The organism is Marinobacter lacisalsi (assembly GCF_042651045.1).
Taxonomy (GTDB): Bacteria; Pseudomonadota; Gammaproteobacteria; order Pseudomonadales; family Oleiphilaceae; genus Marinobacter; species Marinobacter lacisalsi.
This window is the reverse complement of the sequence record NZ_JBHSDI010000001.1, coordinates 148768-164492: the sequence shown is the minus strand read 5'-3', so window position 1 is coordinate 164492 and position 15725 is coordinate 148768. Positions and strand designations below refer to the sequence as shown.

The 15725-nt window shown below is 60.8% G+C and carries 17 protein-coding genes; 10 read left to right on the top strand and 7 right to left on the bottom strand.

Annotated features, from left to right (window positions below):
- Positions 1-5: 5 nt before the first annotated feature.
- From ACFOZ5_RS00765 to ACFOZ5_RS00735, 7 genes are all read left to right on the top strand, one after another.
- Positions 6-668, top strand: a complete 663-nt coding sequence (locus ACFOZ5_RS00765; protein ID WP_379884782.1) for an SCO family protein — start codon at positions 6-8, stop codon at positions 666-668.
- Between the two features lie 58 nt (positions 669-726).
- Positions 727-1026 (top strand): putative quinol monooxygenase, encoded by a 300-nt coding sequence (locus ACFOZ5_RS00760; RefSeq protein WP_379884780.1) that lies wholly within the window; start codon positions 727-729, stop codon positions 1024-1026.
- 33 nt (positions 1027-1059) lie between these two features.
- On the top strand, positions 1060-2268 hold the full coding sequence (locus ACFOZ5_RS00755) for a YbfB/YjiJ family MFS transporter (RefSeq protein ID WP_379884778.1): 1209 nt from the start codon (positions 1060-1062) through the stop codon (positions 2266-2268).
- 25 nt (positions 2269-2293) lie between these two features.
- Complete coding sequence (gene hrpB / locus ACFOZ5_RS00750; protein ID WP_379884776.1) at positions 2294-4777, top strand: ATP-dependent helicase HrpB; 2484 nt, start codon at positions 2294-2296, stop codon at positions 4775-4777.
- A 476-nt stretch (positions 4778-5253) separates the two neighbouring features.
- Positions 5254-5877 carry a hypothetical protein gene (locus ACFOZ5_RS00745; protein ID WP_379884774.1) on the top strand — a complete coding sequence of 208 codons (624 nt, stop codon included), beginning with the start codon at positions 5254-5256 and terminating at the stop codon, positions 5875-5877.
- Between the two features lie 134 nt (positions 5878-6011).
- Positions 6012-6740 carry a hypothetical protein gene (locus ACFOZ5_RS00740; protein WP_379884772.1) on the top strand — a complete coding sequence of 243 codons (729 nt, stop codon included), beginning with the start codon at positions 6012-6014 and terminating at the stop codon, positions 6738-6740.
- Complete coding sequence (locus ACFOZ5_RS00735; protein WP_379884770.1) at positions 6737-7594, top strand: AraC family transcriptional regulator; 858 nt, start codon at positions 6737-6739, stop codon at positions 7592-7594. The genes ACFOZ5_RS00740 and ACFOZ5_RS00735 overlap by 4 nt, the downstream gene beginning before the upstream one ends.
- Here the strand turns inward: ACFOZ5_RS00735 and ACFOZ5_RS00730 are convergent.
- Positions 7556-8149 carry a LysE family translocator gene (locus tag ACFOZ5_RS00730; RefSeq protein WP_379884768.1) on the bottom strand — a complete coding sequence of 198 codons (594 nt, stop codon included), beginning with the start codon at positions 8147-8149 and terminating at the stop codon, positions 7556-7558. The genes ACFOZ5_RS00735 and ACFOZ5_RS00730 overlap by 39 nt on opposite strands.
- A gap of 195 nt (positions 8150-8344) precedes the next feature.
- Between ACFOZ5_RS00730 and ACFOZ5_RS00725 the strand changes: the two genes are divergently transcribed.
- The 3 genes from ACFOZ5_RS00725 to ACFOZ5_RS00715 all read left to right on the top strand — a co-directional run bounded on the left by ACFOZ5_RS00725 (position 8345) and on the right by ACFOZ5_RS00715 (position 9610).
- Complete coding sequence (locus ACFOZ5_RS00725; RefSeq protein ID WP_379884766.1) at positions 8345-8686, top strand: antibiotic biosynthesis monooxygenase family protein; 342 nt, start codon at positions 8345-8347, stop codon at positions 8684-8686.
- A gap of 3 nt (positions 8687-8689) precedes the next feature.
- Positions 8690-9085: a hypothetical protein gene (locus tag ACFOZ5_RS00720; protein WP_379884763.1), complete on the top strand. Its 396-nt coding sequence runs from the start codon at positions 8690-8692 to the stop codon at positions 9083-9085.
- Between the two features lie 63 nt (positions 9086-9148).
- On the top strand, positions 9149-9610 hold the full coding sequence (locus ACFOZ5_RS00715) for a hypothetical protein (protein ID WP_379884761.1): 462 nt from the start codon (positions 9149-9151) through the stop codon (positions 9608-9610).
- Positions 9611-9669: 59 nt separating this feature from the next.
- Here the strand turns inward: ACFOZ5_RS00715 and ACFOZ5_RS00710 are convergent, their stop codons facing one another.
- The 6 genes from ACFOZ5_RS00710 to ACFOZ5_RS00685 form a co-directional block, all read right to left on the bottom strand.
- Positions 9670-10761 (bottom strand): GGDEF domain-containing protein, encoded by a 1092-nt coding sequence (locus tag ACFOZ5_RS00710; RefSeq protein ID WP_379884759.1) that lies wholly within the window; start codon positions 10759-10761, stop codon positions 9670-9672.
- A 174-nt stretch (positions 10762-10935) separates the two neighbouring features.
- Entirely contained in the window at positions 10936-11667 is a 732-nt protein-coding gene (locus ACFOZ5_RS00705) for a TSUP family transporter (protein ID WP_379884757.1), read from the bottom strand.
- A gap of 1 nt (position 11668) precedes the next feature.
- A complete protein-coding gene (locus ACFOZ5_RS00700) occupies positions 11669-12493 on the bottom strand; it encodes an SDR family oxidoreductase (protein WP_379884755.1) in 825 nt (274 codons plus the stop codon).
- Entirely contained in the window at positions 12490-13431 is a 942-nt protein-coding gene (locus ACFOZ5_RS00695) for an SDR family oxidoreductase (RefSeq protein WP_379884753.1), read from the bottom strand. Before ACFOZ5_RS00695 ends, ACFOZ5_RS00700 begins: the two co-directional genes overlap by 4 nt.
- Positions 13432-13435: 4 nt before the next feature.
- Complete coding sequence (locus ACFOZ5_RS00690; protein ID WP_379884751.1) at positions 13436-14332, bottom strand: bile acid:sodium symporter family protein; 897 nt, start codon at positions 14330-14332, stop codon at positions 13436-13438.
- Positions 14333-14336: 4 nt separating this feature from the next.
- Entirely contained in the window at positions 14337-15638 is a 1302-nt protein-coding gene (locus ACFOZ5_RS00685; RefSeq protein ID WP_379884749.1) for a flavin-containing monooxygenase, read from the bottom strand.
- Between the last annotated feature and the right edge of the window lie 87 nt (positions 15639-15725).

The following is a 15725-nucleotide window of genomic DNA, read 5'->3' as shown; positions in this document are numbered from 1 at the left end:
AACTCATGGATCGCTCGGTCCGGCGTACGCTGGTGATATTGCTGTTGGTTGTGGCCCTGATTTTCGGCTTCGTGGTGGTCCAGCAGATGAAGCCACTGGAACAGGAACCGGAGCCGGCTCCGGATCTGAGCGCCATGAACACCTACGTCCATGATGAAGCCAGGCCACTGGCCGAGTTCACGCTGACGGGGGAGGATGGCGAAGAAGTCACCCGGCAGGACCTCCGGGGCCGCTGGACCTTCGTGTTCGTCGGTTATACCAACTGCCCTGATATTTGCCCCGCCACCATGGCCACCCTGCGCCAGACCGATGAGCGCCTGGATCCCGACTTACCTGAACCGAATTACCTGCTGGTCAGTGCCGACCCCGAACGGGACACCCCGGAACGGCTGAAGGAATACCTGAACTTCTTCGGCGAGGATTTCCATGGCGTAACCGGCGACATTGAGACATTGCGGAGCCTGGCCAAGAGCGTGGGTGCCGTTTTCGTCCATCGGGACGACGGTGATGGCAACACCCTGGTTGATCACAGCGGACACCTGGCACTGATCAACCCCCAGGGCAGGATGACCGCCGTTATCCAGCCGCCCCATGATCCGGACAAGCTGGCCAAGGCCTACCGGGAAATCTACGAGTGGACTCGTCGCAACCAGTTCGATGCTGGCTGACTGTTCCGACCAACCGGCACCCCCCGTGGATGCCCCCTGACCCAAGCCGAGGTAAACCATGCTATACGTACGCGCCATCCTGAACGTCAAACCCGACCAGCGTGAGACCCTGCTGGAAGCCGCCAAACCCTGCATCGAGGCGACCCTGCAAGAGCCTGGCTGCCTGGAGTATGAGCTGCACACCAGTCTGTCCGACCCCAATCGCCTGGTGTTCCTGGAAGTGTGGGAGTCTGCAGAGTACCTGGGACCCCACGGCAAGAGCGATCACATGAAGGCGTTCGGCAAAGTGGCCGCCGGCTGTCTGGCGGGGCCGCCCAGAATCGAGTACATTACGCCGGAAAAGGTTGATGTAAAGTAACCTGACCAAACCGGAATTGTCCCTGGAGTAACAATGACAGAGCACCCGTCCGCCTCTCACGCCAGGCAACTCATGTCGGTGGTGGTGGCCGGTGCCACTCTCCTGCTGGTGGTCCATGCCCTGGGCCGCTTCATCTACACGCCCCTGTTGCCCTATCTGGTGGGCGATGGCCAGCTTACGGCCAGTGAAGGGGCCTCCGTTGCCACCTGGAATTACCTCGGCTACCTGATCGGTGCGTTGCTGGCTGTGCGCTGGTATCGCCCGGACCAGATCCGCGTCACCCTGCCCGTTGCCATGTTGGTCCATGTGCTTACCACCCTGCTGCAAACGCAGGTGGAGCCGGTCTCCTGGCTCTCCGGCCTGCGGCTGATCAATGGCATTGCCAACGGGGTGGTCTTCGTCCAGGCACCGGCACTGATCCTGGAATGGCTGGTGCGCAGGAACCGGACGTCTGCCAGCGGTCTGGTCTATGTCGGGGTCGGTGTGGGGCTGCTGCTGTCCAGTTTCCTGGTGTCCGGCACCGCCGACCTTCTGTCCGGCCCGGCACGCTGGTGGCCGGCGGCATTGTTGTCCATCCCGCTGGCAGCCTGGGCCACCTGGCGCCTGGTGAATCTGGAGGTGCCCGCGCGAATCCAGCGTGACGACGGCTCTTTTGCTGACAAGGGCCCGTTACTGGACCGCGCCAGTATTCCCCTGTTCCTGTCCTATGCCGGCGCCGGGCTGGGTTATATCCTGCCCATGACCTTCCTGCCCCTGCTCACCAAGACCCAATTGCCGGCGGGGCATTGGCTGGTGGATGGCTCGTGGCTGCTGGTGGCCGTGGTCACCATTCCCGCACCGATCCTGTGGAGCTTTCTCGGTGCCCGCTTCGGTGATCTGGCGGCGTTGCGGGTCAACTACCTGATCCAGTTCCTGGGTGCCCTGGCGGTGGTGCTCTCACCGGGCCCCCTGGGGATTGTGCTGTGTGCCCTGCTGGTAGGCAGCACCTTCGTTGGTACGGTGCTCCTGACCCAGCGTATCGGTCGTGCCCTGCACCCACACCAGGGGCCAAGACTGTCGGCAGCCATGGTGGCCCTGTACAGCGTGACACAGATGGCCGGCCCCTGGCTGACACGGCAGTGGCTGGATGCCGGCGGTACGCTGGCGGGAGCCTTTACCCTCGGTGCTGTTGCGTTGGGGTGGGGCCTGCTGCTGGCCCTGTTTGTGCCCCGGGCCGAGGACTGGCACGCTCGCCAGTCATAAACCGACCCGGACCGGCTTGATCGTCATGCTGCCCATTGAACAGGTTCTCCCGGAACTTACCCAAACCCTGGAACAGCACACGACAGTACTGCTGCAGGCGCCCCCGGGTGCCGGCAAGACCACGCGGGTGCCACTCGCACTACGGTCAGCGCCCTGGCGCTCCGGCCGCAAGATCCTGATGCTGGAACCCAGGCGTCTGGCGGCCCGGTCCGCTGCACGCTACATGGCGCGCCAACTGGGAGAGAAACCGGGGCAGACCGTGGGCTACCGCACCCGCCTGGACACCCGGGTGTCCCCCGAAACCGTTATCGAAGTGGTGACCGAGGGCATCCTTACCCGATTGATCCAGAACGATCCGGTGCTGGAAGACTATGCTGCGGTCCTGTTTGATGAATTCCACGAACGCTCCCTGCAGGCTGACCTGGGCCTGGCCCTGGTGCGGGAGTCACAGCAGGTACTGCGGCCGGATCTGCGGGTTCTGGTAATGTCGGCCACCCTGGATACCGGCCCACTGGCGCAATTGCTGGGGCAGGCGCCGGTCATCTCAAGCGAGGGGCGGGCGTTTCCTGTCGAGGTGTTCTATCGCCCCGTGAAGACCTCCGCCGGTCGTCCACCGCGTCTGCCGGACCATGTCGTGAGCGTTGTCCGTGAAGCCCTTGAGGAGCAGCCGGGCTCCCTGCTTGTCTTCCTGCCCGGCGCGGGAGAGATCCGCCGGGTGGAGCAGCTGCTTCGCCCCCACCTGTCTTCCGACACCGAGCTTGCGCCCCTGTATGGCAACCTGAAAGGCGATGCTCAGGATAGGGCCATTGAGCCCGCGCCGGCGGGCCGACGCAAGGTGGTACTGGCCACCGCCATCGCGGAAACCAGCCTGACCATTGAAGGTGTACGGGTAGTGATCGATGCCGGCCAGGCCCGCCGTGCCGTGTTTGATGCCAACAGCGGTATGACCCGACTGATTACCGGTCGCGTATCCCGGGCCGCTGCCGAGCAGCGCAAGGGTCGTGCCGGAAGGGTGGAGCCAGGGGTGTGCTATCGCCTGTGGAGTGAGTCGGAACACCAGGGGCTGGCGGACTACACGCCACCGGAAATCCTGTCGGCCGACCTGGCGCCCCTGGCCCTGGACCTCGCCCAGTGGGGCGCCCGTGATCCTGCCGACCTTGAGTGGCTGGACCCGCCGCCCCAGGCCCACTGGGCCCAGGCGGTAGAACTGCTGCAATGGCTGGACCTGCTGGACGGGGAAGGCGCCATCACCGACCACGGTCGCCGTGCCCGGGTCCTGGGCATCCACCCGCGCCTGGCCCATATGGTGCTGAAGGGCCGTGAGCTGGGTTATCCGACAACCGCCGCCCGTCTCGCCGCCTTGCTTGGCGAGCGCGATCTGCTGGGCCGTAATGCCGGCGCCGATGTGGTTTACCGGCTTCAGCTGCTGGACGGCCAGTACCTTGCCCCCCATCTGGACCGCAGCCGTCTGGATGCGGTCCGTCGCTCGGCCGACCGTCTGTTGCCGGCCAGAACAGCGAGGGATCAGGACAACGCCATGCCCGCCGGGCGTTTGTTGGCACTCGCTTACCCGGACCGCATTGGCCGGCGTCGCCCCGGCGATTCCAACCGGTATCAGCTCAGTAATGGTCGCGGTGCGAGCCTGTTCGAGGACGATGCTCTCGGACAACAGCCCTGGATCGTGGCCGCCGATCTGGACGGACAGGCCCGGGAAGCGCAGATCTATCTCGCTGCGGCGACCGACCTGCCTTCACTGGAAGCCGATCTGGCTAACCATATTGAAACTACTGAAGAAGCCCGCTGGGACGATAAGCGGGGCTCCGTCATTGCCCGCCGGGTAACCCGCCTGGGGGCGCTGGTGCTGGCGGAGCACTTGCTACCGGACCCCGGGCCGGAACAGCTCCAGCTTGGCCTGCTTACCGCCGTCCGGGAAAAGGGCCTGGGCAGCCTGCCCTGGACCGAGGCGGCCCGCCAGTGGCAGGCAAGGGTGCAACAGATGCGGGCGCTGGAACCTGGCGCCTGGCCCGACGTATCGGATAAAGCACTGGCCGACACTCTGGAGCAATGGCTCGCCCCGTTCCTGGCCGGCATCCGCAACTGGAAAGACCTGCAGCAGATCCCGTTGCACGATGCCCTGCAAACCCTGCTGCCCTACGACCGGCAGCAACGCCTGAGCCGCGAGCTGCCCACCACACTGGAGATACCCACCGGCCAACGCCTGCGGCTGGACTACACCGCCGATAATGGTCCGGTGCTGGCTGCCAAACTCCAGGCACTCTTCGGCTGGACGGAAACGCCGAAACTGGCTGGCGGGCGCGTTCCAGTCGTGATCCACCTGCTATCACCCGCCCAGCGGCCACTGGCCGTTACCGCGGATCTGGCGAACTTCTGGAAGCAGGTCTACCCGGAAGTGCGCAAGGAAATGCGCGGTCGTTACCCCAAGCATCCCTGGCCGGAGGACCCGCTGACGGCCGAGGCCAAGGTGGGAACGATGAAGTCTGGCAAGTGAACGTGGTCTGGACGATGCCTACGAGCTTGAGCCGGATATCGGTGTTCACCATTACGAGGTCATCGCACACGAATTCCATCCGGCACTAATACCAGTCAGGCATCCGCCGAGCTAAAGCTTCAATCAGGGGTAACTCGAGGGCCGGATTATGTCAGGAGGGCCCGCTACTGGAAGAGGCTTAACCGGGAACCAACAGGCGGGTAAAATGTGATAGCTTTCTCGGAATGGCATGGGCTTTAGAGCTGAATTCTGCTCTGGGGTACGTTATTCTTCTGGCTCGGGTGTCAGGACGATGCTCTGCGTTCCGCAGCGAAACATGCTCTTTCCAAACTTACACGGATAGGTAAGAGTCTTCCCCTTGCCAATCTCGTCCTGAAACCGATCTTAATCAGTAAGTGTTAAATAAAGCTGCACAAATTGAAAGCGAGCCTAAGTCAATTAATCAATGGATGTGAACTTAATAGAAAGGGAATATTATGGATTTCGATACCACGGGATGGGAAATTGCAGGCGCTAGCGGGTTACAGGTAACGGTTGGCACCCCAATCGCCCGAATAGAAGTCGGTGGGGCGCACGTTGTCATGCCCATAAAACACCTTGCCGAGAACAGAGTCGTGAAGTTGGAAGGACCAGGGGCAGGCATCCTGGGGGGCTTTTCAGTGTCGGTGCCAGGGATCAACGCATCTTACAGCCACGAGGACTTTCCCACTGAAAAAATCGGAAGTATTTACGCTGGGCTATCCCGTCCAGACGGGGGCGCCTATACAGACTCCGATTTCGTTGGCGGGTTGATCGTTAAAACGTTGACCGTAGGGAAGCAAATCAGCGGAAATGTTTCCAGCGCCATGTGGTTCGATGCCCCGGTTGAGATCTGTATAGCCCGCAATAACTGCACTCGCGATGAGTTCTTCGAAATAATGAACAACGTTCTTGAGGCGTACGTTCGCGGGGGATTCAACACTGTGGGTATGAGCACTCATGTATTGCAAAGATTCGTTAAAAGCGTGAAGGCTGTAGGTTTCTTTGCCGGAATGAGCCTGGAAACGCAACTTATTGGCGCCAGCGTCGACGCATTCGCCTACAACGTTTCGGTCTCATGAGATTTTTGATTCTTCTCCTCATCACGGCTTTCGCTCTTCTTGGGTGCCAAACTCAAGGGGGGGAGCAAGTTCAACTCAGGTGGCAAGTTACTGAAGCTCCGGCGGTATATTCCGTCGTGAATCAGGAGATAGACGTGATCCCTGAGTTGCTTGTCAGTGGTTTCGACGTCCTTAATGAGCCAGACAAGCGCAAAAGGGTTGTCCAAGCCCTTCGGGACCTTAAGTTGCCTGTCGCAACCTATGAAGGCCGGGTTGAGCCTCACGAAGAAGGGGTTCGCGCAAGTCTTCTTGCCATCTCTCCAGAAAGTGATCGGGCTCCACAAAGTGAGAAAGAGGATCTGCATAGAAGAATGGCAGAGCAAAAGGCTGGCCTGACTGAATTGCTAGGAGATTTTTCAGCAGACGGGGAGCTGAAATCGTTTTTTCTTGGAAGGCGACATCAGGCCGCTTTGAACCTTCTGTTTTCCCTCCCTTCAACTCCTCTACAAAAAGGCGATAGCTGGACACCGAACGTGACCGGAATAGAGATAGGTCAGAGGTTTTTCCCCGAGGATTCACGTCGGGTTCAGAAGGCGACCCTCGAGTCGCTCGAAAGAGATGGCGATGGGCGGCTTATCGCAACAATGTTTTACGTCATCGCTGATGAGGTGACTGGCCATTTCGAATATAAGCAGGCTGGGGATATCCAGAAGTTGAAAATGGATGTTTCTAATACATACTTGGCTGTCGGTGATTTCTTGGTCGACGAAGGTCGCTGGAAGGCCTTTACCGCCGTCAATACAAATGTGGCGCGAGACGAATCAAGCAGTGAGAGGATGATTCTCTACGATATGCGACTTCAACAAGAAACAGCCGCGAAGTGAGGAATAATTCCAAGCCGTTATTCTGGCGAGATCCCCGCCTGCCCTACGTGGAGCTGCGCAAAGTGGAGGACGGCCGTCAGGTCTGCTATGCCCCCCATAGCCACACCCAGTGGTCCATGGGTGCCATCACAGATGGCATGAGCACGTTCTGCTATCGCGAAGATCGGTATCAGGTGATGAAAGGTGACCTGGTGTTGATGAACCCGGAATGGGTGCACAACTGCAACCCCATTGACGACCAGCCGTGGGCCTACCTGATGCTGTATGTGGATACCCAATGGCTGACCGAGCTTCGCTATGAGGCCGGCTTGTTGCCTGCCCCACGGTGGCAGGACATCGAGACACCGGTTATTTCCGAACGGCACTGGTATCAGCGTTACTGCGATCTTGCCGCTTGTCTTCTGGATGACCGCCGTGACCTGCTGGAAAAGCAAACCGAGGTTGTCGCCTTCCTGTCGGACCTCATGCAGGAGCTTTCCAGCCAGCCCGTGGTGCTCCGCCCGGAGGCGCCCGATACCCTGAAGGCGTTGGCGGCGCATCTGGATCAACACCTGGCAGAGGACATCTCACTGGAGTCGCTGTGCGACTATTCGGGCTACAGCGCCGGGCACTTGATCCGCGCTTTCAGGCAGCATTTCGGCCTGACGCCCCACGCCTATCTGATCAATCGGCGGGTTCAGTCTGGCAGGCGTGCACTACAAGATGGCGTTCCGATTGCGGAAGCGGCCCTGAATGCCGGCTTCGCCGACCAGCCCCACTTTCAGCGCACCTTCAAGCGCCTGATGGCGGCTACGCCTAAGCAGTATCGGGGGGTGTCACCCAAACAGCAGGTAAAGGCAACTGGCGGCCAGTAATACCGCCAGTACCCGGTTGATGGTTGCCAATACCACTGGCTGTTGGACATGGCGGCGCAGGAAGGCGCCGGCATAGACCCAGCTCGCCAGCGATAGCCAGCATATAGGCAGGTATAGCGACGCAAAGACCAGGATCTCCTGCAGGTCGTTGGCACTGGTGTAGGCGCCAATCCCCGATGCGGAGGCCAGCCAGGCCTTGGGATTGAGCCACTGCATCAGAGCCCCGGTCGCGAAGCCGGGTGCCGGACGGGCATCGTCTTCCGGCAAATGACCGCTGTCACGGGCCAGCCGGATGCTCAGGTAGAGCAGAAAGGCCACCCCCGCCCAGCGCAGTAATTTCTCCAGCCCTGGCACCAGGCCCAGTAACGAGTACAACCCCAGCCCGACGGCAATGAACAACGCAATAAAACCCAGGGTGGCGCCCGTCACAAAGACCAGTCCCCGGGGCACCGGATAGCGGGTACCACTGCTCAGGCACACCAGGTTAACCGGCCCCGGCGAGATGGAGGCCGCCAGGGCAAATGCCGACATGGGCAGAATCATGGAAAGGGTCATGGAAGTTCTCCGTTTCTGACACGGCACCATTCTGGCGGGCGGGGCGGCGTTGGTATTGAACAAAATTGATATTGGCAGGGGATGCCGTTGAAGCTGGAATCCGGTGTGGCTAGTGTAGCGTGGTGATGGGCTTTGTTATTGTTGTCTTGAAAGAGCAGAACGTGGTTCATGCATCCACTTGTTAAGGAGACATTCGTGATTGCCAGGGAATGGAAATGCCGGGTACCCGAGGCCCATGCCGAGGGCTTCACGGCTTATCTTTACGAAACCGGTGTCCGCGACTCAGCAGCAACGCCGGGCTTCCTGGGCGCCCAGATCCTTCGTCGGCCGCTGACCGGCAAGATTGAACTGACACTGGTCACTTACTGGGAAAACCTGGACTCGATCAAGGCATTCGCTGGCGAGGACATTTCCCGTGCGCGGCTTTATCCGGAAGACGACGCCTTCGAGCTAGAGCCGGATGTCGGTGTTCAGCACTATGAGGTCGTCGAACACGGATTTATCCCGGGGGTTGTGACAGAAAGGTCGGGTGTCTGAACCATGAAAAAGCCCGAACATCTTTACCATGGCTTCCGACAGCGTATGGATTTGCTCAAGCCATCGCAGGGGGTGGGCTACGGAAAGGCAGACGACCGATATGGTATCTACGCTGTGTCAGAACGGGCATTGGCCATTCCATTTGCTATCGCGTATTGGCCACTTGCGAAAAACGCCGCCTTTTCCGTTGATACTACGACCCTGCCACCGCACATTCTCCTGAAGCACACCGATGTTGAATGGGACGAAATGGGGTACCTTTATACGGTCAGCTCTGATTCGTTTGAACAGGTGGATACTGACCAGTGGGTTTCAAGAGATCCGGTGGTACCCGTCAGTGTGGAGGAAGTTCGGCCGGAGGATTACCGGAGTTGGATCGAATACACGGATGAAAACTGATGGCGGACTCTAGTCTGCCAAAAAAGCGCAGAAGTTGGTCCGACAACTTGATCAGGAGGAACCATGTCTACAAGGAAATCAGGAAGAATCTGGCGCCCAGCTCTGCTTTTGTTGACTCTGCCGCCCGGCTGGGCCCTGGGCGATCAATCGGTGGATGACAGCTTTTCGCTGGTGCTGGAAGTCCGGTATTGTGAGTGCGCTGTCATTAATCCCGATGGTCCTCAAGGTGCTTTGCCGAAGGGATTTCTTGAGGATTCGAACTTGCTGCGCGCGGATGTGGCCGATGACGGTAGTGGCAGCGTGTCTTCCGATGATGTCTCCTTGACCTTCAAAGTGCAGGATGTGGAAGACTCACCGGGCACTTATCGCTTCAACTATTCGGGTTCGTACACTTCCGGGACCGGTGATAGCTCGAGCCAGGCGGACCTGATATTAACTGAAGGCCAATGGGTCCCCCTGGCCCAGACCGGGCATGATGACGAAGCCTTGTTTGGTGTGGCTGCGCGTCTGGTGGACCCAGGCTGATCGGGAATCTTGACCACACACCTCAGTAGCCGGCGTCTGAAGGCTGGGAGGTCGGTGATTCAGCGAGGCTTTGCCACCTCCACCCGATCCCGGCCATTCTGCTTGCCCAGGTATAGTGCGTCGTCCGCTCGGCTGACGCAGACCTCAAACTCCTCATTGCCCCGCCATTCCGTTACGCCCAGGGTGGCGGTTATGGACAGGGATTCCCCCTCGTCGCTCCGGAAGGTCTGAGCCGCAATCGACTCCCGCACCCTTTCTGCCACACAAATGGCCCGGTCCAGATCGGCATCCGTGAGTAGTATCAGGAATTCCTCACCGCCCCAGCGGGCCAGGCTGTCTCCGGGGCGCATGGTACGGTTCATCAGGCGGGCCGTGTCCGCCAGTACCTGGTCTCCGAAGGCGTGCCCGTAGCGGTCGTTGAGTTGCTTGAAATGGTCCAGATCCACCAGTACCACAGCCAGGTGGTGGTTGACGGATCGCCGCTCGGCGACCAGCAGCAATGCCTCGTCAGTCAGGCTGCGCCGGTTACGCAGCCCTGTGAGCAGATCGGTGCTGGCCATGCTGCGAAGGTCCCGCTCCGATTGTCGGGAAGAGCGGGCATAGACGTTGATCACCGTGCCAAGGCCGATGAAACAGATAATGCCATTGCCCATGCGCAGCCATAAAAGCGTTTCCTCACGGAGCAGGAACCAGGGATCGTGCAGGGTGCTGATCAGGTCCAGCCCGACGAACAGGCCCGTGAGGATCAGCAAGCCGGTCAGCCGGGTCAGGACATCGCCGCGGGGGTCGATGTATACCAGCGGCACCAGCGCCAGGAGGAGGTAGTGGAAGCCGCTGGCAGCCCCCAGCGCCAGGGTGGATATGCCCGCATGGGCAATGATTTCCAGCCAGGCCAGCACCAGGGACATGGGGCGCAGGGCGGGGAAGCGCATGCCGATCAGGCAGAGACCATAGAGCAGCACGCTGAATATGTTGAACGCCATCAGCAGCCAGATATCCAGGAGCCAGAACAGCACCAGGAAGATCAGGTGGACCACCATGGCTGTGATCAGCCCGGTAGTGGCAAGGCGACGGAAACGAACCACCACACTGGTGAAGCGGGTGATGGGAAGACTGTCCGACGGTCTTTTTGTGGGAGTGGAGGCTGCCATGCTGTCAATCTGTTGTCTGTCGACGACGAAAGCTTAACAACGGCAGTTCGCAGCAGGTGCGTGCCTGTTCCGGTTCGGTGTTAAATGTCGTAAAAGGCTACAAAAGTGTCGACCAGTGTTCGCGGGGACTGTCGTCGTGTTCGCAGTCAGGTCTTCAGCTGCTCATCCGGTGTTTCAGGCCCGCAGGACCAGAAGCACGCCCGTGACCAGCAGCACGCCATACACCGCCTGCCGGAAACGATCCTCGTTGAGCCGGTGATGGAGGAATTCGCCCACCAGCACGCCTACCACCAGCAGGGGGAGGTACCACACCAGCCGGCCGGCGCTGGCAATCAGACTGCCATCGACCAGGTAGAAAGCGCTGAGGGTCAGGTTCAGGGTGAACCACACCGTAAGCAGGGTGGCCCGGGTGCGGCTCTTGTCCAGCTGGACGCCTGCCAGGGCGTAGACCAGCAGCGGCCCGCCGGAGGCAAACAGGCCGTGGGTAATGCCGGCGCCAAAGGTGATGATACGGCTGGTGCCCAGGCCGTGGGGTACCGCCACCCGGCCGCCATACAGTCGCCATAGCTCCTTGCCCGCAAACCACACCACCAGCAGGCCAAACAGCACCTTGAGAATGCTGGCGCCAAGCCATGGTGTCAGCAGATAACCGGTCACCGTGCCGGCCAGCATCAGCGGCAGGATCAGCGTGAGCAGCAGATGCCAGTCAATGTGCTGGCGGTGTTTCCAGGTCAGGTAACCACTCATGAACACGTTCAGTGGCACCAGCACCGGCAGCATCGCCGGAATCGGCAGCAGCATGGCACCCAGGGACAGGGCAATGACAATGGAGCCGAAGCCGGTGATGGCTTCTATGGTGTAGGCCAGAAGGATGGCCAGACCCAGCCACAGCCAGGGATCGATCATACTACGGGGCCTTTATGTCGGGGTTTGGCACTGGGCTGCCAGCGTCGAGATCGCTGGCGAATTTCCGGCGCACTGCCCGCAGGTAGAGCGCCGGGGCAATTCGCCATAGCAGACTGCCAATACGGGAGACCGGTTCGGGCAGCAGCCAGCGTTTACGACGACTGAGGGCCCGGTCGATCATCTCTGCCATGTCGTCGGCGCTGGACATGCCGCCAATTGTCGAGCGTTGGTGTTGAGCCGGAGTGCCATCCGCTCCCAGGGCGTTGTGCTCAATGGGCGTATCCAGGAAGCTGGGGTAGACCATCAGTACATGGATACCCCTGGGTTCCAGCTCCAGTCGCAATACTTCGAAAAACTGGGTCAGGGCCCCCTTGGCGGCGCAGTATCCGGCACGCCCCGGAACCGGCATCCAGCCGGCCATGGAGCCAATGCAGACAATACTCCCATTGCTGCGTTCCAGCAGCGGCAGGGCGAGCTGGGTCAGCTCGACGGGGCCCAGCCAGTCCACCGCCATCACCTTGCGGAACACCTGCGGGTCGGTGCTGGCGGCGGGCGAGCGGTGGGTAATGCCGGCATTATTCACCAGCCGGTCCAGGCGGCCGAAGGTGGCTTCGGTTTCCCGGATAAGGCGTTCCAGGTCGGCCCGATGGGTGACATCCACGGTGACAATATGCACCCGGGTATCGTCGCCCAGTTCCGCCCTGCGCCGGATCAGGGCCTCGGCGTTGATATCCGCCAGCACCAGGCAATGGCCTGCCCGGTACCAGTATTGCGCCATGGCCCAGCCCAGGCCGCTGGCTGCACCGGTGATGAGGGTGACGTTCACAGATCGCCCTTCCTTCTGGCATGTTCGATGAAATAGTCGAGGGCTTGTGCCGAGGTTTTCCGGGGCTGGTAACCGAATTCCTCCTTCAGCCGGCGGTTGCTGAGCACCGGACGGTAGCGGAGGAAGTTGATCTGCTCAGGTCCTACCGGTTTACCCAGCCATTTCGCCACCTGAAGGCCGGCTTTGACAACACTCGCGGGCAACGTCAGCAGTGGTTTATCCAGTTTGCGGGCGATCTCGCGGATGGTCAGGGCGCCGTCGCCGGCCATGTTATAGCGGCCGGTCCGGTCTTCCCGGATGCCCTGCTCCATGGCGTCCAGTACGTCCTGGTCCCAGATGAACACAAACGGCGAGTCGCTGCCACGAATGGCCAGCAGTCGTGGCGACAGGAACAGGGCGGTAATCTGGTTGCGGGTTTCCGCCCCCAGCACCGTGCCGGGCCGGAAAATGAGCTGCTTCAACTGCGGAGATTCAGTGCGGTATTGCTCCAGCAGCTCTTCCACCTGGCGTTTATGGTCCGAGTAGGCGAACTCCGGATTGCCCCTGAGCGGATCGTCTTCGTCAATCCAGGCAGGGTTATCCGGGTGATAGCCGTAGGCGGCGCCGGAGCTGGTCACGGTGATGTGCTGCACCTTGGCGGCGACACAGGCCTCCAGCACATTGCGGGTGCCGTTGACGTCAATGTCATAGTCACGCTGGCGGTCCGGGGAGGCCTGGAGGATCGACGCCAGATGGATCACATGGGTGATACGGTACTCCGCCAGGGTCAGCACCAGCTTTGAGTCCCGCACGTCCAGCACCTCTAGCGGGAAATCCAGGCCCTTGCGCCAGTGCAGATCGGTGCCCATGACGAAGTGGTCCTTTGCCAGCCGGTTGCCCAACTGGTGGCCGATGTAGCCGGCGGCGCCGGTGATCAGGATGCGTTTTTCGGTGGTCATAGGATCAGCTTTGTTGTTCAGTTTCGGGGATCGGTCGGCGGGCCCAGATCTGTGACAGGGTCAGACCGGACACCAGGTGCCAGACGCCCCAGAAGGCGGTGATCAGCATCATGCCCCCTGCCTCGGGGAAGAAGGTGAACAGGATCACCAGCCCCAGCCCGGAGTTCTGGATGCCGACTTCCATAGTGACGGCGCGCCCGTCGGGTACCGACAGCTTCATCAGCCGCGCCATGCCATAGCCCAGTGCCAGTGCCAGCAGGTTATGGCCCACCACCAGCCAGAAGAAGGTGTGGAATTTCGCCAGGAACAGGTCAACATTGTTCAGGAACGCGATGGCCACAAACGCCAGGAAGATCAGCAATGAAACAAAGCGAAGCGGCTTTTCACTGCGCACTGCCAGCTTCGGGAAGCGTCCGCCGGTAAGCATGCCCAGTATCAGCGGTATGGCCAGTACCAGCAGCACCAGCATGAGTATGTTCTCCGGCTGCAGGGAGATCTCCTGCAGGTAGCCCCGAGTATGCGGGTTCAGCCAGCCGTAGAGGGCAAAGTTCAGGGGCGTCAGCACCGTGGCGGCCAGACTGGAGACGGCGGTCATGCTCACCGATACCGCCACGCTGCCCTTGCCCAGCCAGGTCATGATGTTGGAAAAACTGCCGCCGGGACAGGAGGCCACCAGGATCATGCCGAGAGCCAGCTGCGGGTCAATCTCCAGGACCCAGGTGAACAGGCAGGTGGCAAGGGGCAGCAGCAGGAACTGGGCAAACAGCCCCGCAATGGGCGCACGGGGTATGGTGAGAACCCGCCGGAAATCGTCGGGTTTCAGGTTGAGGGACACGCCGAACATCATCAGGGCGAGGATGACATTCAGGGTGATCAGGCTGGCGGGGTCAAACTGCACCACGGCATTACCCCTTGTCGTCGGTTTGCAGTTCGGCGATATGGTCCGCCAGTGTGTCCAGGTAGGCGTCCTTGTTCACATAGTACGCCATGCGGGCCAGCTTGATGTAGTTGTAGCCGCCATCCAGACGTTCTCCGGCCTTCTCCTTTTTCAGCTGACGCAGGGCTTCAGCAGCGGCCGACCCCTTCTGCCGCTCGCGAATGTACAGCGCCGCGAGCCGCGCCTGCTGGTTGCGGCCTTCCCAGCCCAGGCCGGTGGCCTCCACCATGCCCATCAGGAACAGGTTGTCGTACCCCGGGTGCATCATGTTCAGGTACAGGCGCGGGGCGTCTTCCTGCTCCGGCCAGTTGAGGTGCGCCCGGTCGATGAAGGGGTAGTCCAGCAGGTAGCCGGTGGCCATCAGGATCAGGTCGTAGTCGGCGCTTTCGCCATCGCTGTAGTGGACGGTCTTGCCCGCCACCCGGTCGATGCTGCGACGGGGGCGGATATCGCCGTGGCCCAGGTGATGCAGGATCAGGGAGTTGATCACCGGGTGTGACTCGTACATGCGGTAGTCCGGGTCTGGCAGCCCGAAGTCCGACGGCTTGCCCATGACCAGACGGATCAGCGCGGCATCCAGCCGCTGTTTCAGGGGCCGGGGCAGTTTGAGCTTGCCGCCAATGGTATCGATGGGTTTGCCCTTGAGGAACTTGGGCAGGAAGTAGTAGCCCCGGCGCAGGCTCATATCCACCGAGCGGGCATGGTGGACCGCGTCCACGGCGATGTCGGCGCCGGAGTTGCCGCAACCGATGATCAGTACCCGTTTGTCCCGGAACACGTCCGGGCTGCGGTAGTCGGCGGAATGCATCAGCTCCCCGGTGAATTCTCCCGGCAGGTCCGGCTGGTTGGGGGTATGCAGGGTGCCATTGGCGATCATCACGCCGTCGAAGGTGCGGCTCTGTTGCTGGCCGTCATGCTCGGTGGTCACCTGCCACTGGTCGCCGTCCGGCTCGACGCGGACCACCCGGGTACTGAACTCGTAGTACTGCCGCAGGCCAAAATGGTCCACGAAGTCCCGGAAGTACGTTTTCAGCTCGTGATGGCTGGGGTACTGTGCCACCGAGTCCTTCATGGGAAACTCTTCGAACTCGGTCATCCGCTTGGACGAGATCAGGTGGGCGGTCTGGTACATGGTGCTGTGGGGATTGTCGATGTCCCACAGGCCGCCGACGTCGCTATGAAGCTCGAATCCGGTAAAGGGGATGCCCTGTTTCTGGAGGTTGCGGGCACAGGCCAGGCCCATGGGACCGGCGCCGATTACTGCGTACATGATGGTGTTCCTGCTTTTGTTGTTATGATCCCGTATCTTAGGATTTGCGGCGCCGGTTTTCCTGACCGGACGGGACACAAACCACGA